The organism is Baekduia sp. (assembly GCF_035685985.1).
In the GTDB taxonomy this organism is placed as follows: Bacteria; Actinomycetota; Thermoleophilia; order Solirubrobacterales; family Solirubrobacteraceae; genus Baekduia.
Genome location: NZ_DASRZV010000008.1, coordinates 20,334 through 39,861, shown reverse-complemented (window position 1 = coordinate 39,861; position 19,528 = coordinate 20,334). Strand labels below are relative to the sequence as shown.

16 protein-coding genes are annotated in these 19,528 nt (G+C 75.0%); 9 read left to right on the top strand and 7 right to left on the bottom strand.

Translation table 11 applies throughout. The features are described 5' to 3' along the window. Window positions 1-45 precede the first annotated feature (45 nt). Window positions 46-219 (top strand): hypothetical protein, encoded by a 174-nt coding sequence (locus tag VFG42_RS02520; protein WP_324904918.1) that lies wholly within the window; start codon window positions 46-48, stop codon window positions 217-219. On the opposite strand, the gene VFG42_RS02515 is transcribed toward VFG42_RS02520, so the two are convergent. Further along, the gene (locus VFG42_RS02515) at window positions 161-424 is read right to left on the bottom strand and encodes a hypothetical protein (protein WP_324904916.1); all 264 of its coding nucleotides are present in this window, start codon (window positions 422-424) and stop codon (window positions 161-163) included. The two genes, VFG42_RS02520 and VFG42_RS02515, sit on opposite strands and share 59 nt — an antisense overlap. 390 nt (window positions 425-814) lie before the next feature. Between VFG42_RS02515 and VFG42_RS02510 the strand changes: the two genes are divergently transcribed. From VFG42_RS02510 to VFG42_RS02485, 6 genes are all read left to right on the top strand, one after another. Next, complete coding sequence (locus tag VFG42_RS02510; protein ID WP_324904914.1) at window positions 815-1,513, top strand: hypothetical protein; 699 nt, start codon at window positions 815-817, stop codon at window positions 1,511-1,513. 457 nt (window positions 1,514-1,970) lie between these two features. Next, window positions 1,971-3,263 (top strand): glycosyltransferase family 2 protein, encoded by a 1,293-nt coding sequence (locus VFG42_RS02505; RefSeq protein ID WP_324904912.1) that lies wholly within the window; start codon window positions 1,971-1,973, stop codon window positions 3,261-3,263. After that, the gene (locus VFG42_RS02500) at window positions 3,263-3,484 is read left to right on the top strand and encodes a hypothetical protein (RefSeq protein WP_324904910.1); all 222 of its coding nucleotides are present in this window, start codon (window positions 3,263-3,265) and stop codon (window positions 3,482-3,484) included. The genes VFG42_RS02505 and VFG42_RS02500 overlap by 1 nt, the downstream gene beginning before the upstream one ends. A gap of 2 nt (window positions 3,485-3,486) precedes the next feature. Next, window positions 3,487-4,725, top strand: a complete 1,239-nt coding sequence (locus VFG42_RS02495) for a fibronectin type III domain-containing protein (RefSeq protein WP_324904908.1) — start codon at window positions 3,487-3,489, stop codon at window positions 4,723-4,725. A 10-nt stretch (window positions 4,726-4,735) separates the two neighbouring features. Further along, window positions 4,736-6,547 carry a glycosyl hydrolase family 18 protein gene (locus tag VFG42_RS02490; RefSeq protein ID WP_324904906.1) on the top strand — a complete coding sequence of 604 codons (1,812 nt, stop codon included), beginning with the start codon at window positions 4,736-4,738 and terminating at the stop codon, window positions 6,545-6,547. 7 nt (window positions 6,548-6,554) lie between these two features. Beyond that, window positions 6,555-7,877 carry a nucleotide sugar dehydrogenase gene (locus VFG42_RS02485; protein ID WP_324904904.1) on the top strand — a complete coding sequence of 441 codons (1,323 nt, stop codon included), beginning with the start codon at window positions 6,555-6,557 and terminating at the stop codon, window positions 7,875-7,877. A 22-nt stretch (window positions 7,878-7,899) separates the two neighbouring features. Here VFG42_RS02485 and recD read toward each other — a convergent pair whose 3' ends face one another. The 3 genes from recD to recC are packed head-to-tail and all read right to left on the bottom strand — an operon-like array spanning window position 7,900 to window position 16,375. Further along, on the bottom strand, window positions 7,900-9,648 hold the full coding sequence (gene recD / locus VFG42_RS02480) for an exodeoxyribonuclease V subunit alpha (RefSeq protein WP_324904902.1): 1,749 nt from the start codon (window positions 9,646-9,648) through the stop codon (window positions 7,900-7,902). Further along, entirely contained in the window at window positions 9,645-12,971 is a 3,327-nt protein-coding gene (locus tag VFG42_RS02475; protein ID WP_324904900.1) for a UvrD-helicase domain-containing protein, read from the bottom strand. The genes recD and VFG42_RS02475 overlap by 4 nt, the downstream gene beginning before the upstream one ends. Further along, window positions 12,968-16,375: an exodeoxyribonuclease V subunit gamma gene (gene recC, locus VFG42_RS02470; RefSeq protein ID WP_324904898.1), complete on the bottom strand. Its 3,408-nt coding sequence runs from the start codon at window positions 16,373-16,375 to the stop codon at window positions 12,968-12,970. Before recC ends, VFG42_RS02475 begins: the two co-directional genes overlap by 4 nt. Before the next feature lie 42 nt (window positions 16,376-16,417). Between recC and VFG42_RS02465 the strand changes: the two genes are divergently transcribed. Together VFG42_RS02465 and VFG42_RS02460 are read left to right on the top strand one after the other, a co-directional pair. Next, window positions 16,418-16,726 (top strand): WYL domain-containing protein, encoded by a 309-nt coding sequence (locus tag VFG42_RS02465; RefSeq protein ID WP_324904895.1) that lies wholly within the window; start codon window positions 16,418-16,420, stop codon window positions 16,724-16,726. Window positions 16,727-16,733: 7 nt separating this feature from the next. Continuing rightward, window positions 16,734-17,711, top strand: coding sequence for a DUF4917 family protein (locus VFG42_RS02460; protein ID WP_324904893.1), 978 nt, complete (start codon window positions 16,734-16,736; stop codon window positions 17,709-17,711). An 8-nt stretch (window positions 17,712-17,719) separates the two neighbouring features. Here the strand turns inward: VFG42_RS02460 and VFG42_RS02455 are convergent, their stop codons facing one another. Genes VFG42_RS02455 through VFG42_RS02445 form a run of 3 tightly spaced genes read right to left on the bottom strand, consistent with a single transcriptional unit; the run spans window position 17,720 to window position 19,517 of the window. Further along, window positions 17,720-18,313 carry a GrpB family protein gene (locus VFG42_RS02455; protein WP_324904891.1) on the bottom strand — a complete coding sequence of 198 codons (594 nt, stop codon included), beginning with the start codon at window positions 18,311-18,313 and terminating at the stop codon, window positions 17,720-17,722. A gap of 25 nt (window positions 18,314-18,338) precedes the next feature. Beyond that, a complete protein-coding gene (locus VFG42_RS02450; protein ID WP_324904889.1) occupies window positions 18,339-19,061 on the bottom strand; it encodes a hypothetical protein in 723 nt (240 codons plus the stop codon). A 51-nt stretch (window positions 19,062-19,112) separates the two neighbouring features. Continuing rightward, a complete protein-coding gene (locus VFG42_RS02445; protein WP_324904887.1) occupies window positions 19,113-19,517 on the bottom strand; it encodes a VOC family protein in 405 nt (134 codons plus the stop codon). Between the last annotated feature and the right edge of the window lie 11 nt (window positions 19,518-19,528).

The window sequence follows — 19,528 nt, the reverse complement described above, 5'->3', positions numbered from 1 at the left end:
CGGGTGCGCCGCCGCCTGCCCGCGTCTGCGACGCTGCATCGGCGCATGCCGAGCCGGACGACCATCATCGCCATCGCCGCCGTCCTGGCGATCCCGCTGATCTTCGCGGCGCTGGGCGCGACGCGGGCCGCCGGGCTGGTGCTCGGCGTCGTGCTGGTCGTCATCGGCCTCGGCTGGACGCTGCTGGGCTCCCGCACCAGCGATCCGGGCGACGACTAGCGAACGGCCACGGCCGCGAGACCTCGTCGGCCCGCGGTCCCCTGCCGACCCGCTGGTCGGCGTCCAGCTCCAGCACGCCCATCTCCACCATCCGCGCCAGCTCGGCGGCGAGCTCGCGGGCGTCGTCGGGGTCCAGCTCGGCGGTCAGCTCGTCGATGAGGTAGCCGGCCAGCTCGTCGTCTTCGGGGCGAAGCGGATCGGGCATCTCGATGGTCCTCTCGTTCTGCGTGAGATCGATGCCCGTTCTCGCCATAGCTTCTAGGGCGAGAACGGTGCGATGACGGTAGAGGCGACGCCGGACGGAACCGCGAAGCGAGAGCGAGGAGGCGGGTCCTCTCGCTCGCGCGGTTCCGTGCCCGACGCCCCGGAGAAGGACCGTGCGTTCCCGCGCCGATCTCGCACCGCGCGTGGAAGTTCGCTGTGGACAACGGAGAAGTCCCTGCACGTTGCGGGAGATTTCGCGGCGTGTGGACCGTCCTGTGGACAACTCGGCTACCGGATAGCGCTAGCGCTCGCGGGTTGTCCACAGCGCTCCACAGCCCGAACGGCCCGGGGCCGGCGATCCCTCCGGTCGGATGGCTATTGATAGAGCCCGATGGCGACCAGCACCCCACCCCACGCGTCACTCGTCCGGGCCGCGGCGGCCGAGGAGGAGCGCGTCGACCGCGCCCTCCAGCGGCTCGCGCACCGGCGCGACACGCTGGCGGCGGAGCTGAGCGACCTCGAGACGCAGATGGGCGAGCTGCACGAGCGCCGGCGGCTGCTGGCGATGCTCGTCGACGGGCCCGAGGCCGCCGAGGGCCTGGCGGCGTCCGCGTCGGCCGTGCCGTCGCCCCGCGCCGGGGTCACGGCCGTGCGCGGCCGCGAGCTGCGCCGGGTCGCCGCCCGGCTGCTGTGGGAGACGTCGGGCGACGGCGAGGTCCACTACCGCGAGTGGTTCGAGCGGCTGCTGGCCGCCGGATACGCGGTCGGCGGGCGCGATCCCCTGGCGAGCTTTTTGACCAACGTCCGCGACTCCCCCGCCGTCGTGCGCGGCGCGCAGCCCGGCTTCTACCGCCTGGACCCCTCACGACGCGCGGCGCTCGCCGCGCGGATCGACGAGCAGCTCGCGATCGTCGAGGACCTGGAGCGCGCACTGGCCGACGCCCGCGCCCTCGGCGACGACGACCGCGTCGAGACCCTCCGCGCCGAGCGCCGCGCCGCGACCGCCGCCCGCCGGCGCCTGGAGGCGCAGGCCGAGGAGCTGGCGGCGGTGTTCGGGGAGGACGACGGCGGCGCGGCCGCCGGCCTCTAGCCGTTCCGCTCGCGGACCCGCCGAACAGCCGGGTTCGCCGTCGACCCACGCTCCGGGCTGTCGCACCGGAGGTCCGTTCCGCTCAGGGCCCTCCCTGGTCGCCTCTCTTTGCACCAATGCCCTGACCTGCGCTAACGTGCGCAAACCTTGACACACGTGCGTGTTTGGAGCCGTGCCCCAGCGTGGGCCTCCAGCCGGCCGTTCCCACTTCCCGCGCACGCGTTCCTAGACGACTAGCTAGTTCTGCTCGATCAGCGATCCTGCAAACACACCACCTCTGTACGCTCCGCCGACATTGCTCTGAAACGCTGAGCTTCAATCGATCCGCACGGTAGAACGCCGCGTCCCCTTCCGCATCGGTTCGTTCGAGCGTTCGGCCTTGTTCTTGTCTGTGCCTACCGTTGGTCCAACCAGCGCCGCGCGTCGCGGCATTCGCATCGCCGCGCGCCTGCTCGTGATGGCGTATCTGCTGGCGATCGTCGTCGCGATCGTCGCCTACAAGATCGCGTTCCTGGACGCGGTCCTGGCCGACCCGTTCTTCGCGATCTACGGCCTGGTGGTCGTGGGCTACCTGGTGTCGCGCTTCGGCATCGCGTTGCTCTACCGGGCGCCCGCCGGGAGCGCCGCCGAGCTTCCGGCGGTCGCGATCGTCATGCCCGCGTTCAACGAGGAGGCGGCGATCGCCACGTCGCTGCGCTCCCTGCTCGCCGTCGACTACCCGGCCGCCCTGCTGGAGATCGTCGCGGTGAACGACGGCTCGACCGACCGCACCGCCGAGGAGCTGGACGCGGTGGCGGCCGCCGCGGGCGGCCGGATCAACGTCATCCACTTCGCGCGCAATCGCGGCAAGCGCGCGGCGATGGCCGCCGGCATCCGCGCGACCTCGGCGGAGGTCGTCGCCTTCGTGGACTCCGACTCGACGCTGGAGCCCGAGGCGCTCGCGCGGCTCGTGCGGTCCTTCGCCGACCCGGCGGTCGGCGCGGTCTGCGGCCATGCCGACGTGCAGAACGTCTCCGAGTCCTGGCTGACCAAGATGCAGGCCGTCCGCTACTTCGTCGCCTTCCGCATCGTCAAGGCGGCCGAGTCGGTCTTCGGCGCGGTCACGTGCTGCTCGGGCTGCTTCTCGGCCTACCGCCGGACGGCCATCCTTCCGCACCTGGAGTGGTGGGAGAGCCAGCGCTTCCTGGGGCGCCTCTCGACCTTCGGCGACGACCGGTCGCTGACCAACTGCGTGCTGCGCGACTGGAGCGTCGTCTACGACGCCACGGCGGTCTCGCACACGATCGTCCCGACGCGCCTCAAGCAGTTCATCAAGCAGCAGACCCGCTGGAAGCGCTCGTGGACGCGCGAGTCGCTGATCGTCGCGCGGTTCATCTGGCGCAAGCACCCGCTGGCGGCGCTCGCCGTCTACACGGGGATCGTCCTGCCGCTGATCGCGCCGATCACGGTGCTCCGGGCGACCGTCTGGCATCCGCTCGTGGGCGGGCTCGGCATGCCGGTCCTCTACGTCGTCGGCGTCTACGCGATGGCCTTGGTCTACAGCCTCACCTACGCGGTGATGAAGCGCCGCTTCGACGCGCTGTGGCTCTACGGCGTCGCGTTCGTCTTCTTCTACCTCGGCTTCCTCGTGTGGCAGACCTACTACGCGATCCTGACCGCGCGCTCGTCGTCGTGGGGCACGCGACCGGCGACCGCGGGCGCCGCCACGGCGTTCGAGCGCGCCGCGTCCCCGGCCCGGGAGGCCGCCTGATGCGCGCGCCGCTCACCGCGGCGTTCCGCGGCGGCCTGATCTGCCTCTCGGTCGTCCCCTTCGCGCTCGTCGGGCCCGCCGTCCTCAGCGCCTATCGCGCCGCCCATCGCGAGACGCCCGCTGCCGCGACCGCCCGCCCCGCGTCCGCCGCGCGCTGGCCGGCGCCGCGGGACGCGTCCCCCTTCCGTCCACTGAACACGCCCCGACACAACCAGAGGTGAAGATGAAACTCCGCCCCCTGAGCCTGCCCGTGGGCATGGCCAGCCTCGCGCTGCTCGTGCCTGCGGCCGCTCACGCGACCACCGACGTCGTCGCCAACCCGGCCCCCGGCCTGGCCTCCGTCCGCCTGTCCGACGAGGACCAAGCCGGCACGATCAGCGTGCGCGTCACGCCGAGCAGCCCGATCGCCGACGGCGACTTCAGCGCGGTCCTGTTCGACACCAACAACGACGGTGCCGGCGATCGCGCCATCGTCGCGACCCGCGCCGCGGGCACCACGACGGTGACCGTCCTGAGGACCACGCAGAGCACGTCCAGCTGCCAGCAGCTGCGCGGCAGCGGCGCGACGGCCATCTCCGGCGCGACCAAGAACGTCGCATCCGACGGCTCCAGCTACACCGTGACGGTGCCCGTGGCGGCCCTGCCCGGGACGTTCCGGTGGAAGGCGCTGGGCACCGAGCCCGACAGCTGCGGCGGGACCGACGCCGCGATCCTGACCGCCGACGTCACGCTCTCCGGCGCCCACAGCTTCGCCGGCAGCGGCGTCGACACGCCCGACACGACGGCCCCGGCCGCGCCCGCCGGCCTGACGGTCGTCGGCGGCGACAAGACGGCGACGCTCGACTGGGCCGACAACACCGAGGACGACCTCGCCGGCTACCTCGTCTATCGCCGCGTGCAGGGCGGCGCGTTCTCGCTCGTCGCCCAGCCGACGGACTCGGCGCTGACCGACACGGGCCTGCTCAACGGCACGACCTACGAGTACTACGTCCGCGCCAAGGACGCCTCCGGCAACCTCTCGCCGGAGTCGGTGAAGGTCGCCGTCACGCCGGCGGCGCCGGTCCCCCCGGGCGGCGGCACCAACAACGGCGGGACGAACAACGGTGGCACCAACAACGGTGGCACCAACAACGGCGGGGGGACCTCCAAGGTCCCGGCCGCGCCCGGTCGCCCCAAGGTCAAGAAGGTCACGTCCAAGCTCGTCGTCCTGACCTGGGCGTCGCGCAAGGGCGTGTCCAAGTACCGCGTGTTCCGCCGGCTGAAGGGCCACCGCTGGTCGAAGACCGCCCTGGCGGTCGTCAAGCGCACCGGGTACACCGACAAGCACGTCAAGCCCGGCACGACCTACCAGTACCGGATCGTCGGCGTCACGGCCGACGGGAAGGCGACCCAGCCGTCGCCGGCCGTGACCGTGACGACCAAGCGGGCCAAGGCCAAGGCCAAGAAGAAGAGCCACCGCTAGCCCGATGCGCGTGCCGCGGCCGATCGTCGCCATGGCCGGTCTGGTGGCGGGCATCCTCGCGATGCCCGCCACCGGCGTGGCCTGCCCCAAGCCCGGACCGGTGACGGTCCGCCAGCACGCGCTGGGCAGCGTCACGGCGGCGTGGCGGCCGCGCGCCGCGCTTCGCAAGGCCCGGACGTCCTACCGCGTGCTGCGCGGCAAGGCCGTCGTCGGCCAGACGCAGCGCACGTCGATGCTCGTCCGGGGCCTCCCGGGCCGCAAGATCACCATCAAGGTCGGCGTGGTCGGCGCCGGCGGCCGTGCCCCGCGATGCTGGACCGCCCGCCAGGTCCGCGTCGCCCTGCCCGCCACCCTCCCGGCGCCGGCGGACCTGGCCGCCCAGGCGGCCGGAGACACCCGGATCACGCTCTCGTGGCGGCCCGTCGTGGGCGCTCGCGGCTACCGCGTCCTCAAGGACGATCGCCCGGTGGGGCAGACCGCCGGCACGACCCTCGCCGCGTCGGTCACGCCCGGGCGCGGCGCACGGTTCGCGGTCGCCGCCGTCGGCCTTCGCGGTCGTATCGGACCGGCCGCGTCGCTGACCTGGGCCGCGGGCACGCGCCCTCCGGGAGCACCGTCGCAGCTGGCCGCGCCGGTCGTCACCACCCGCCAGGTCCGCCTCTCGTGGGCGGCCGCGCCCGCCGGGACCGCGCCGGTGCGCGCCTATCGGGTCTTCCGCAACGGCCAGGTCGTCGGCCAGTTCACCGGGACCCAGGCCACCGTCGACGGCCTCGGCCAGGACCGTCAGTACGACGTCGCCGTCGCCGCCGTCGACACGCAGGGCGTGCTCGGACCGAGCGCGACCCTCACCTTCCGCACCGCGCTGCCGCCCGCGAGCACCGGCCGGCTGCACGCCTACGTCCTCGCCTCGACCGACGACTCCTTCCGCGACCTCCAGAGCCACTACGACCAGGTCGGCACCGCCTACCCCACCTACTTCAACTGCAGCACGGCCGACATGGGCGCGATCGAGGGCCAGGACGACCCGCTCATCACCCAGTGGATCCGCGACCGCCGGATCGCGCTGATGCCGCGGCTCAACTGCCAGCGGCCCAAGGTCCTCGGCGTCATCCTCACCGACCCGGCCGTCCGCTCGCGCGTGATCAACGACCTCGTGTCGCTCGCCCTGACCTACGACTACGACGGCATCAACCTCGACTTCGAGGCGATGCCGCCGAGCTCGCGCGACGGCTACACCGCGTTCGTCCGGGACCTCGCGACGGCCCTGCACGCCGCCGGCCGCCGGCTGTCCGTCGACGTCTCCCCGAAGTACCGCGACGACCTCACGCACCCGCGCTCGGGCGCGTTCGACTACCCGGCGCTGGCGGACTACGCCGACACGCTGTTCGTCATGGGCTGGGGCCTGCACTGGTCGACGTCCCCGCCCGGGGCGATCGCGCCGGCCGACTGGCTGACCAAGGTCTACACCTACGTGGGCGCGCAGCTCAACGTCCGCAAGTTCGTCATGGGCATGCCGATGTACGGCTTCGACTGGGCGGGCAACGGCGGAGCCGCCAGCCCCGCGACGGCGGTCTCGTACGCCGACGTGCAGGCGCTCCTGGCCAAGTACGGCGTCCAGCCGCACGTCGACCCGACGGCGGCCGAGCTCACGTTCTCCTACACCGACGAGCGCGGCGTGCCGCACCAGGTCTGGTACCAGGACGGCGCGACGCTCGACCAGCGCTTCCACATCGCCCTCGACCGCGGCCTCGGCGGCGTCGGCGTGTGGCGCCTCGGCCAGGAGGACCCGGCCTTCTGGAGCCAACCGACGGTCACGGGCTGATCACGGCATGTCCTCCAACATGATCTCCCGGGCCGTCGTCCCCGCGCCGTCCGTCGCCGGTCCCGCCGTCGCGTCCGGCGGCACGGTCGCCGTCGTCGGCCTCGGCTACGTCGGCCTGCCGACCGCGCTGGCGTTCGCCGCGGCGGGCACGCGCGTCCTCGGCGTCGACGTGTCGCCCCGCCGCCTCGCCGAGATCGCCACCGGCGACGTCGATCTCCTCGCGACCGACCGTGCCCGCCTGGCCACGCACCGCTCCGCCGAGCTGACCTGCGGAAGCGACCCGTCCGTGCTCGCCGAGGCCGAGGCCGTGATCGTCTGCGTCCCCACCCCGACCGATGACCGGCGCCGGCCGGATCTGGGGCCGCTGCGGGCGGCCTGCGAGACGGTGCTGACGCACGTCGTCCCCGGACAGCTGATCGTGCTGACCTCCACGACCTACGTCGGCTGCACGCGCGAGCTGCTCGTCGAGCCGCTCCGGCGGCGGGGCCTGGTGGTCGGCGAGGACGTCTTCGTCGCGTTCGCTCCCGAGCGGATCGACCCCGGCAACGAGCGCCATCCGCAGGAGCGCGTCCCGCGGGTCGTCGGCGGCGCCACGGCCGCCTGCGCGCAGCGCGCGGCGCAGGCGCTCGGCGTGGTCGCGCCGGTCCACCGCGTCACCAGCCCCGAGGCGGCCGAGCTGACCAAGCTGCACGAGAACACGTTCCGCGCCGTCAACATCGCGCTGGCCTACGAGCTGGCCGACATCGCCCGCAGCCACGGCCTCGACGTCGCCGAGGTCGTCGACGCCGCGGCCTCCAAGCCGTTCGGGTTCCTGCCGTTCAGCCCGGGCCCGGGCGTGGGCGGCCACTGCATCCCCTGCGATCCCCACTACCTGCTCCACCCGCTGGCGGCGCGCGGCGTCGAGGCGCCCCTCGTCGCGGCCGCGATGCGCGCGATCGACGCGCGCCCCGAGCGGATGGTCCACCGCGCCCTCGAAGCGGTCACGAGCACCGCGCCGGACCGCCGGGCGCCGCGCATCCTCATCGTCGGCGTGGCCTACAAGTCCGGCGTCGCGGACATCCGCGAGTCGCCCGGCATCGAGATCCTGAACGGCCTGCGCGAACGCGGCGCGAACGTCGCCTATCACGACCCGCTCGTGCCGACGGTGGCGTTGGGCGACGGCGAGACGACGCTGACCTCGGCCGCGCCCACGGCCGCGGAGCACGACCTGATCGTGATCGCGTGCGTGCATCCCGGCACGGTGCCGTTCTGGCTGGACGGGACGACCCCCGTGCTCGACTGCACCTACCGCCACATCGCCCCGAGCGACCCGCGCCGCGTGTCGGTCTGAGGCTCCCCCCTCGCGACGCCCGCTAGCTCAGCCGCGCCGCCAGGCCCGAGGCGCGGGCGGCCGGCCGGTCGATCGCCGCGCGGATGGCGTCCTCGGTGCCCGCGACGATCAGCCGGTCGCGGGCGCGGGTGACCGCGGTGTAGAGCAGCTCGCGGGTGAGGATCCGCGAGGCGCCGGGCGGCAGGATCACCGCGGCGGTGCCGAACTGCGAGCCCTGGGCCTTGTGGACGGTCATGGCGTACATCGTCTCGACCGACCCGAGTTGGTTGGGTCGGGCGGTGCGGTCCTCGAAGGCCGCGACGAGCCGGTCGCCGTCGGCGACGACGACGCCGGTGTCGCCGTTGAACAGGTTGAGGTCGTAGTCGTTGGCGGTGACCAGCAGCGGGCGGCCCGGGTAGTCGCGCAGGCGGCCGCCCGCGGCATCGATCTCGCCGGCCAGCCAGCGCTCGGCGGCGAACGTCCAGGTGCTCACGCCGTAGGGCCCGCGACGGTGCGCGCAGAGCAGCCGGAAGCCGTTGAGGCCCTCGAGCGCGGTGGCGGCGTCGCCGGCGCGGGCGGCGGCGATCACCGCGCGGCCGGTGGCGGTCGCGGCGTCGCGCACGGGCGCCAGGTCGTCCGCGTCCGCGTCCGCCGCGTCGACGGGCAGCCAGACGACGTGCTCGCCGCCGTCGCGCAGCGCGGCGATCGCGGCGTCGGCGTCGGCGCGGCGGATCGCGTCGGCCAGCGCCGCGATCGCGCCGCCGAAGCGGTGCACGCGTTCGAGGACGACGACGCGGTCGGACAGCCGCGGCGCGCCGACGACGTCGCCGAGCACCGCGCCCGCCTCGATCGACGACAGCTGGTGCGGGTCGCCGACGAGCACGAGCCGCGCGTCGTCGCGGACCGCGTCGAGCAACCGCGACATCATGGTCAGCGAGACCATCGAGGTCTCGTCGACGACCACCACGTCGTGCGGCAGCCGGTTGCCCGCGTGGTGCAGGAAGCGGCTGCGCGAGTCGCCGCGCCGGCCCAGCAGCCGGTGCAGCGTCGAGGCCCGCAGGTCCCGCAGTCGCGCGCGGACCGCCTCGTCGACCGGCAGCGCGCCCGCCTCCTCGTGGACGGCCTCGCGCAGCCGAACGGCGGCCTTCGCGGTCGGCGCGGCGAGCGCGACGAGCAGGTCGGGGTCCCGCTCGGCGAGCGCCGCGACCAGGCGCGCGACGAGCGTGGTCTTGCCGGTCCCCGGGCCGCCGGCGATGACCGCCAGGCGCCCGTGCGCGACCGGCACGGCGGCGGTGGCGTCGAGCCGGGCGAGCGCGGCGTCCAAGGTGGGGTCCGCGTCGGCGGGCGCGCCGGCGCGCCGGGCCAGCGCGGCCGCGACCGCGCGCTCCTCGCGCCAGTGGCGATCCAGGTAGAGGTGGTCGCCCTCCAGCCGCAGCGGGCGGTCGTCGGCGTCGCCGACCAGCGGGCAGGCCGCGACCGCCGCGCGCCACGTCGCCGCGTCCGGCCACGGCAGCGCGGCGAGGTCGATCGGCTCCTCCGTGTCGACCGCGACGGTCGCGCGGATCGTCGCGAGATCCACCAGCACATGGCCCAGCCGCGGCGCCCGGGCGGCGAGCGCGAGCGCGAGCAGGATCGCGTCGTCGCCCTCGCAGCCGCCCAGGCGCGCGAGCCGCCGCGCGACGTGGACGTCAGCCGCCGACAGGACGCCCGCGTCGTTGAACGCGCGCAGCGGGCCGGGCGCGTCGCGGGCGAGGCGGACGTCGAAGGGGTCCCGATCGCGCAGCGAGGTCACGCGGCACCACCTCCGAGATCCAGCACATCGCTCAACGCCTCCAACAACCCGTCCGGCGGCCGCCAGGCGAAGACGCCGCAGGGCGCACCGTCCTCGCGCGGCGTGTCGGCGCCGAGCATCCCGCGCAGGAACAGGTAGGCGACGGCGATCGGCGGCGCCGTCGCGCCGGGCGCGCGCCAGCGCAGGTAGCGGCGCAGGGCCACCCCGTACAACAACGCCTGCAGCGCGTAGTGCGAGCGCCGCATCTCCTCGGCCAGCAGCGCCGGGCGGTGGTGGGCGGCGGTCAGCGGCTCGCCCGGCCCCGCCAGCCGGTTGGTCTTGTAGTCGACGACCGCGAACGTGCCGTCGTCCCAGCGCGCGACGAGGTCGATCGTCCCGGTCAGGTAGCCGCGCAGGTCGGCCTTCAACATGGGGTCGCTCAGCCGGTCCGCGTAGCCGGCCAGCGGGTCGCCGGCGGGGACGAACGCCCGCAGCGTCGCGGCGATCGCGCCGAGCGTCAGCGCGCCGGACGGGTCGTCGCCGCCGGCCAGCGGCAGCTCGAACGTCAGCTCGTCGAGGCGGTCGCGCGCGCCGAGGTCGCGCAGCCGCCGCTCCCCCAGCAGCGGTCCCAGCGGCGTCTCGATCGCCCGCGCCAGCCCGTCGGCCAAGATGATGGGGTCGCCGACGTCGACCGGGCGCCGGCGCTGGGCGGCCGCGATCTCCAGCGCGAGGCCGCCGGCGAGGTCCTCGGCCGCGAAGTCCGCCGCCTCCAGCACCGCGTGCACGAACGTGCCGAAGCGCGTGCCCGCCGGGGCGTCGGCCAGCGGGACGACCGGCGACGCGCCGTCGGCACCGTCCGGCGCCTCGGGCAGCGGCGCCTCGGTCGCCGCGTCGTCGGCGCCCGCCGCCTCCTCGACCTCGCTGGCCACCCGCGCCTCGTAGGCGCCCGCGGTGATCGAGCTGTAGGACAACCGCCGCCAGCGCTCGTCCAGCGTGCGGTCGAAGACCGCCGCCTCCAGCTCCGCGGCGACCGGCGCGGCCGCCGACCACCGCGCCTTGGCGTCGACCAGCGACCGCTCCAGCCCGATCGCCTCCGGCGCGCGCGCCGCCAGCGCCGCGAAGCGCTCGCGCGCCTCGGCCGCGGTCTCCTCGGCGCCCGGGCCGCGGCGCTCGTCGGCCGGGCGCGGCTCCAGCACCAGGCGGCCCAGCGCCGACTCGCGGCTGCTGAACGTCGAGGCCCACCACACGACCGCCTGGTGCTTGGCGCGCGTCAGCGCCACGTAGGCCAGCCGCAGCTCCTCGCCGCGCTGCTCGGCGCGGTCCTGCGCCGCGTGCGCCGCGAACGCGGCGTCGCGCGGGTCCAAGGACACGTCGATGGTCCGCGCGTCCCCCCGCGCGGCGTCGTGGTAGATCGCGGGCGCCGGATCGTCGGAGATCCAGAACGGGTCCCACAGGAACGGGCAGTAGACGACGCCGAACTCCAGGCCCTTGGAGCGGTGGATCGTCAGCACCTGCACGGCCTCGGCGTCGGACTCCAGCCGCCGCGCGCGGTCCTCGGCGCCCGCGTCGCGCTCGTCGGCCGCCATCCGCCGTCGCAGCCAGCCGGCCAGCGCGGTGATCCCCAGCCGGCCGTCGACCGCGGCCGCGTGCAGCAGCTCCCCGACATGGCGAAGGTCGGTCAGCTCGCGCTCGCCGCCCAACACGGACAACAACCGCTCGGGCAGGCGCTCGCCCTGCGTGACGTGCTCCATCAGCGTCGCGACGCCCGCCGCGCGCAGCACCGCCGCCCACCCGTGGAGCCGCTGCTGCAACACGTCCCAGTCGTCGTCGGGCGCGTCGGCGATCGCCTCGGTCGACCAGCCCACGAACGCGGTCAGCGCCGCCGCGCGCGCCCGCGCCAACGACTCCGGCCGCTCCAAGGCCTCCAACAACCGCAGCCAGTCGCGCGCCGCCTCGGTCGCGAACACGCTGCCCGCGCCGTTGACGACCGCCGGGACCCCGGCCGCCTCCAGCGCCGCCTTCACCGCCCGCGCCTGGTCGTTCTTGCGCACGAGCACCGCGACGTCGCCGGGCCCGAGCGCGCGGTCGCCCACGCGGGCCCGCGCCGCGAGCAGCCGCGCGACGTCGGCCGCGACGTCGCGCGCCACGTGCTCCCGCGCGCCGACGGCCGACGACCAACCGGTAGGCGTTCGCCGCACGTCCGGGTCGTGGCGCGCGACCACCCGGATCCGCAGCGGCGTCGGCACCGGCGCGCCGTCCAGCCGCGTGGCCTCGTGCTCGGGCGCGGCGACGACCGTGCTGTAGGCGATCTCCGGATGGCCGAGCGTCCGGCCGCCGAACAGCGCGTCGAGCGCCGCGACCAGGCCGCCGTCCGAGCGCCAGTTGACGCCGAGCGTCTCGGAGCGCCGCGCCGCGCGCCGCGCCTCCAGGTAGGCGTACACGTCGGCGCCGCGGAAGGCGTACACCGCCTGCTTGGGGTCGCCGATCAACACCAACGTGGTCCCCGAGCCCTCGCCGAACGCCGTCCGCATGATCGCCCACTGATCGGGGTCGGTGTCCTGGAACTCGTCGACCAGCGCGACGCGGTACCGCGTCCGCAGCCGGGCCGCGACGGCGGGCCCGCCCGGCCCCTCGAGCGTCGCGCGCAGCCGCGTGACGAGGTCGTCGTAGGTCATCAGCGCCAGCGCGCGCTTGCGGCGATCCAGCTCCTCGCGCGCGTCGAGCGCCAGGTCGTGGCGTCGCCGCGCGGCGTCCTCGTGCGGCGGCGAGGCCAACGGCGCCGTCGGGTTGGCGATCGCCGCCCGCACGACCTCGCGCGCCTCGTCGCGGCCGAACTGCGGCGCGTGGTTCAGGAACTCCTTGACGTACAGGTCGTCGACCACGTCGTCGGCGAGGTCGCGCGCGTCCTCGCTGAAGCGGTGGCCGCGATCGACGTCGCCGGCGACGCCCAGCCCGCCGAGCACCTCCTGGCAGAAGCCGTGCGTGGTGGTGATCGTCGCCGCGTCGAAGTCCGCCAGCGCGACCGCGAGCCGGTCGCGGCGCCGCTCGATCTCGACCGGCGTTCCCTCGGCCAGCAGCGCCTCGACGCGATCGGTGGGCGCCGGCCCGCCGTCCAGCACGGTCTCCAGCGCCTGGCGCGCCGCGGTCAGCCGCCCGCGCACGCGGTCGCGCAGCTCGCCGGTCGCCAACCGCGTGAACGTCACCAGCAGCAGCTGCTCCAGCGGGACGCCGTCGGCGACGTAGCGCGTCGCGAGCGCGGCGATGGTGTAGGTCTTGCCGGTCCCCGCGCTGGCCTCCAGCACGGTGACGCCGGTCGGCAGCTCGCCGCAGACGTCGAAGCTCACCGGTCGCGCACCTCCTCCCGCACGTCCGCCCAGAGGCGGTGCGCGTACACGCCCAGCCGCGAGCGGTCGTCGGCCCAGGAGGCCTCCTCCGCGTCCCGCGGCGGCTCGAGGAGCAGCTCCTCGAACGGCACGCGCGCGCCGAGGACCAGCACATGCTCCTCGTCGCGGTCCTCGAAGGCCACGCCGCCGAAGGGCGTCGTCCAGGCCTTGCGCGCCAGCGCCTGGCCCGCCCGGCCGCCGGACGCGTAGGCCGCCGACGTCTCGGCGTAGATCGGCAGCGGCTCGCGCATGCCGCGGTCGTAGAGGTCGAGGAGGACCGCGAGCAAGGCAATGGCATTGTCCCGCCGCTCCTCCGCGGTCGCGTCGGGCAGGAGCGCCGGGACCGTCGCGATCGTCGCGTGCCGCGTCCGCGGCGCTCCCCGGCGCGGACGCCCGACCGTCACCGCGCGAAACGGCCGCTCCGGGTCGGTGGCCGTGAGCGCAAGGACCTGCGCCCACGCGCGCAGGCGGCGGCCCGCGGTGACGCGCGAGAACGTCACCACCCGCACGACGTCGCCGACGAGGCCCGGCACCGTCCCGCCCAGCGTGCGGCCGTCGGGCAGCGCCACGCGGACGTCCAGCGACGCCGGCGCGTCGTCATCGGCCGCGGGCAGCTCCCGGCGCGCCTCGGCGACGACCGCCCGCGCGCGCTCGTCGAGGGCCGCGAGGGCCCGCTCGCCGATCGCGCCCGGCGGGAGGTCGCCGCGGGCGCGCTCGGCGCCCAGCGCGTCGTGGCCGCCGAGGTGCGCGGCGAGCAGGCGGTCGCCGACCCGCCACTGCTCCAGGAAGCCCAGCTCGACCGGCAACGCGTCGGCGGTGTCGCGCGCCTTGCTCGTCGCGCCGACCCCGAGGCGCTGGTCCAGGAACGCGCGCACCGGATGGTCGAGGAAGGCGATCAGGTCCCGGACCTCGATCAGGTCGCCGCGCCGCGGCGGCAGCGGCCCCGCCAGGAACGGCGGCCGCGGCAGGCGCTCGCCGACCAGCGCGCGGGCGCCGAGCAGGCTGATGGGGTCGAACGACCACGGGCCGCCCGCGGCGAAGTTGTCCGGGTCGAACGGCTGCAGCGGGTGGCGGCGCACGACCGCGTCGCGGTCGCCGGTCATGCGACCGACCACGTCGAGCAGCTCGCCCACCGGCACCGCGGGCGCGCGCCGGGCGTTGGTGCGCTCGTCGTTGCCGGTGTAGGTGATGATCAACCGGTCGGTCGCGGCCATCAGCGCGTCGAGCAGGATCTGGCGGTCCTCGGCGCGCGCGTCGCGGTCGCCGACGTGCGGGGCCATCAACAGCAGGTCGTCGCCGTCGCGCGGGGAACGGCGCGGGAAGATCGTGTCGTCGAGCCCCAGCAGGGCGATGACGCGATGCGGGACCGACCGCATCGGCCGCAGCGTGCAGACCGTCAGGTGGCCGGTGCGGAAGTTCGCGCGCGTCGGGCGGCCGGCCAGGCGCGGCTCCAGCAGCGCGGCGACGTCCGCGGCGTCCAGGAGCGCGGCGCTGCCCGCGGCCTCGTCGGCGACCTCGGCCAGCACGCGCGCCAGCTCCGCGCGCTGCCACTGGTCGCGCGGGGCGGGCGCGGTGAGCGCGTCGGCGGCCGCGCCGATCGCCTCGACCCACGCGTCGGCGCTGCGCGGCGCGCCGGCGAAGTCCCGCAGCGTCGCGCCGAGCCGGTCGACGTACTCCGCAAAGCGCCCGGCGAGGTCGATCGCCGCGCTGTCGACGTCGTCCAGCGGCAGCACGCCGGCGATCAGCCGCGGGCCCTCCTCGTCCATCGCGACGCCGGCGAGGAGCCGGTCCAGCGCGGCGTCCCAGGTGCCCTGCCGTACCTCGGCGAGGCCGTAGGGCGCGCGGTGCTCCGCGTCCAGGCCCCAGCGCGCGCCGGTTGCGGCGACCCACTCCTCCAACCGCGACATGTCGTCGGTGCCGATCCGGAAGCGGCGGCGGACCGGCTCGCGGTCGGCGAGGTCGAGCACCTCGGAGGCGGTCACGCGCGCGGCGGTCAGCTCCAGCAGCCGGGCGACGACGCCGAGCACCGGGTTGGTCTCGCGCAGCGCGCGGTCGGCGAGGCGGACGCGCAGGCGCGGACGGTCGTCGGCGCCGTCGTCGTCCTCGTCGCGCTCGATCTCCGCGCCCGCGCCGAACGTCGCCTGGATCAGCGGCGCGAACGTCTCGATGTCGGGGCACATGACGATGACGTCGCGGGGCTCGAGCGTCGGATCGTCCTGGAGGGCGTGGAGGATCGCGTCGTGGAGGACCTCGACCTGGCGGCCGGCGCCGTGGCAGGCGTGGACCTGGAGGGAGGCGTCGCCCCCGGGGTCCGGCGCGGACGCCGGCGCCGGCGCCGGCGCGCGGTCGGCGCGGACGTCGTCCTGGAGGCGCTGGAGCAGCGAGGCGCGCGGCGCGGCGGCCTCGTCGCCTCCGTGGTGCACGTCGACCGGATCGGCGACCGTCGCCAGCGCCATCTGCAGCTCGCGCGCGTCGCGGCCCCAGGAGGCCAGCAGCGGATGGCGCGGCAGGAACGTCCGCGGCAGCCGCGCGCGCGTGCGCTCGGGACCGGAGCGCTCGATCTCCTTCGCCAGCGCGCGCCACGCGGCGTCGGAGGGCTGCAGCAGGAAGAGATGGACGTCGCGCGCGTCGGCCAGCGCGCGCAGCACCTCGAGGTGGCGCGCGGGCAGCGCGGTCAGCCCGAACAGCGCGACGCGCTCGGGCAGGTCGCTGAGGTCCGGGTCGGCCAGCAGGCGGTCGCACGCGCCGGCGAGGCGCTCGGCCGGCCCGGGCGCGGCGATCCGCGCGCGCAGCGCCCGCCACAGCTCGGCCTGCCACGCGTCCTGCGCGGCCAGCGTCCCGGCGGGGTCGGCACCGTCGAGGTCGATCCCGTCGCGCCAGGCCTCCAGCAGCGCCGGGCGGTAGAGCGCGTAGCGGTCGTAGAGCGTCGCGAGGTGCGCGACCGTCCGCAGCCGCCGCGAGCGGTCGCCGCGCTCCGGGTCCAGATGCGCGGCCAGGCGCGCCAGCCACGGCTCGTCCAGGTGCGCGTCGACGACCTCCAGCAGCGGCCAGACCATCCGCTCCGGCTGCCAGGGGTCGACGTCGGCGTCGAAGCCCGACGCGGCCGCCACGACCGCGTCGACCAGGCGCCGCGGCGCCGGGAACGCGACGTTCGCGCACACGCCGTCGGCGCGGTCCTCGGCGCTGACCCCGAGGTGGGACGACAGCCGCTGGGTCAGCCAGCGCTCGACGCCGCGCGTCGGAACCGCCACGACCTCCGGCGCGAACGGGTCGCGCGCGGGCACCGCGAGAACCCCGGCGAGCGCGCCGATCAGGCGATCTGCGCGGTCGGCGCGATGGACGTGCAGCACGGCGCCGCGGAGCATACGCCCTGGACAGATACCGCTCCGTTCCTAGAATGCTCCGCCGTGAGCATCGAGGGGGTCGTCATCGCCGCCATCCATGGTCGGGCGCCGTTGTTGTTCAGCTACGAGGGCGATGAGCTGCCCGAGCGGCTCGGGCATCCGCATGCGCTGTTCCTCACGCCGGAGGGCCGGGCGGAGGTCGACGTCTACCAGGTGTCGGGCTTCACGCGGACGGCGACGCTGCCCGCGTGGCGGACGTTCCGGCTGGACCGGATCGTCACGGCCGAGCGGCTGGAGACGACGTTCGAGCCGGCGCCCGGCTGGGATCCGCTGGGCGAGAAGTACTCGGGCGGCATCGTGGCTATGGTCTGACGGGCCGATGGGCCATCAGATCGACGGACAGCTCGCGCCCTGGGAGGCGGTCGCCGACGCGCACCCCTGGCGCAACCTCCTGGCGGGCAACGGGCTCAGCCGCCAGGTCTGGCCGTCGTTCGCCTACACGTCGCTCTACGAGCGCGCGTGCGAGACCAAGGCCTTGACGAAGAAGGACCGCGCGCTGTTCGAGGCGCGCGGCACCGAGAACTTCGAGTTGGTGTTGTCGGCGCTGGCCACGTCGATCGAGACGCTCGCCGCGCTGGGGCGCGGGACCGACGCGCTGGAGAAGCGCTACGCCAGCGTCCAGGGCGCGCTGGGCCGCGCGGTCCGCGACGTCCACGCGCCGATGTCCGACGTGCCCGAGGAGCGCCGCGCGGCGCTGCGCGCGGCGCTGCTGGAGTACCGCTACGTCTTCACCACGTCCTATGACCTGTTGGTCTACTGGGCCGCGGCGCCGGACTTCGCCGACTTCGCCGACTTCTTCTGGTCGGACGGGCGCAACGCGTTCGACCCGGGCCGGACGCGCGTGTCGCCGACCGTCCCGACGCGGATCGCCTACCTCCACGGCGCGCTGCACCTCGTCGTCGACGGCGCGGGCGTGACCACCAAGCGACGCAGCGGCGAGCAGACGTTGTTGGAGCAGTTCGACGACCAGCCGCCGCCCTCGCGACCGCTGCTGATCACCGAGGGCTCGTCGGCCGACAAGCTCAAGGTCATCGTCAACAACGAGTACCTCAACTTCGCGCTGACGCGGCTCCGCCGCCAGAAGCCGCCGCTCGTGGTCTTCGGCCACGCGCTCGGCCCACAGGACCAGCACTTGGTCGACGCCCTCAACGTCCAGCCCGAGCGACCGATCGCCGTCGGGCTCCTACCGGGCCCGGTCGCCGAGGTCCGTGCCCGCCAGGGCGAGCTGCGCGGCGCGCTCACGGCGCACGAGCTGTACTTCTACGACGCCACGACGCACCCGCTGGGGCGGGTGTAGGGGCGGATCTAGAGGCCCCGCGCCCAGGTCACCGCGCGCCGTTCGAGCGCCGTGACGTAGGCGTCCTTGCCGTCGATGTAGGCCAGACGGTCCCGCGGGTGGCGCGCGACGACCTCGCGCTTGAGCGCCGCGTAGCTCGCCGCCTCGTCGGGATGGGCGCGCAGGAAGTCCCGGACGGCGACGTGGTCGACCTCGTGGTCGCTTCCGGTCCGGCAGACGTGCAGGTGATGCGTGCGAGGCCGCTCGGGCGGCTTGGCGAAGAAGTGGTACCCCGGTGACTCCGGCGCCGGCGCGAACAGGTAGCCCAGCCGCTCCAGCGGCGCGACGTAGAGCTCGCGGGGCTCCATGGTGGCGACGGAGAGCTGCAGGTCGATGATCGGCTTGGCCGCGAGGCCGGGCACGGCGGTCGAGCCGACGTGCTCCAACCGCACGGCCACGTCGCCGAGGGCATCCCCGATGCGGCGCAGCTCCGCGGCGGCCATCGCCGGCCACGCGCTGTCGTACTCGACGATGCGCACGGCCGGGTCGAAGCGGTCGTCCAGCGACGGGTGCCGCCGCAACGGGCCTGACGTCGAACGGCGGTCCGGCTCCTCGGCGCTCATCGCTCTCTGACCGTAGCTCGAACGCCTAGCTCAGCCCGCTGAGCCCGGCGGCGACCGCGAAGCCGAGCACGGTCACCAGGCCCGAGACGTCGCCGCCCTTGCGGACGGCCTCCGGGATCATCGAGTCGATCAACATGACCAACAGCGCGCCGGCGGCGAAGCCGTCGACCCAGGCGTGGACGTTGCCGGTGACGTTGTCGGCGATCGCGTAGCCGGCGACGGTCGCCAGCGCGCAGACGACCGCGACGCCGATCCACAGGCGGCGGATCGCGCCCGGCGAGCGGTGCTCCGCGGCCAGCTCGGTCGATGAGCCGATCGCCTCGGGCAGGTTGGACACGAAGATCGCGACGAGCAGGCCGATCGAGACGCCGTCCCCCGCCGCGATGCCGATGCCGAGCACGAGCTGCTCGGGGATGCCGTCCAGGAACGCGCCGAGCGCGAGCGCGGTGCCGGCGTCGCCGCTGCCACCGCCGCCACTGCGCCGGCCCGCGCCGCGCCGGCCGATCAGGCGGTCGAGGCCGAAGTAGGTGAGCGCGCCGACCGCCAGGCCGAAGGCCATCACGCCGGCGTCGCCGAGCTTCGAGCCCTCCTCGGCGAGGTCGAAGCTGACCGCGCTGATGAGCGCGCCGGCGCCGAACGCGAGCACGAGGCCGACCGCGCGGTCCGGCCACGTCCGCGCCACGCCCAGCAGCGCGCCGATGACCAGCGAGGAGGCGGCCAACGCGCCCCATCCGATCGCCGAGCCCATGATGGGCGGACGATATTGGAGGGGCGCGCCGGCCGGGGGATCGGAGGACGGCTAGGAGGCGGGGACCTCGACGACCGCGATGTTGTTGCCGTCGGGGTCGCGCATCATGAACAGCGTCGGGGCGCCGGGCGCGTCCATGATCGGATCGACGTCGATGCCGCCGATCGCCGTCAGGCGCGCGTGCTCGGCCTTGATGTCGACCGTCTCGACGCCGATCCCGCCGCCGCCGGGCTGGTACGGGCCCATCGGCGGGTTCAGCGCCAGGCGCGCGGTCGAGCCGGGCGGCGCGACCTCGAGCCAGCGGTTCGCGCCGTTCTCGCCGAAGCTGACGTCGGCGCGCACCTCGAAGCCGAGCTTCCCGGTGTAGAACGCGAGGGCCGCGTCCTGGTCGGCGACCGTGAACATCGCGACGCCGAGGTTGTTGAGGGTGGTGGAGGCCTGGGTGGGGTTGCTCATGCCCTCTGGAC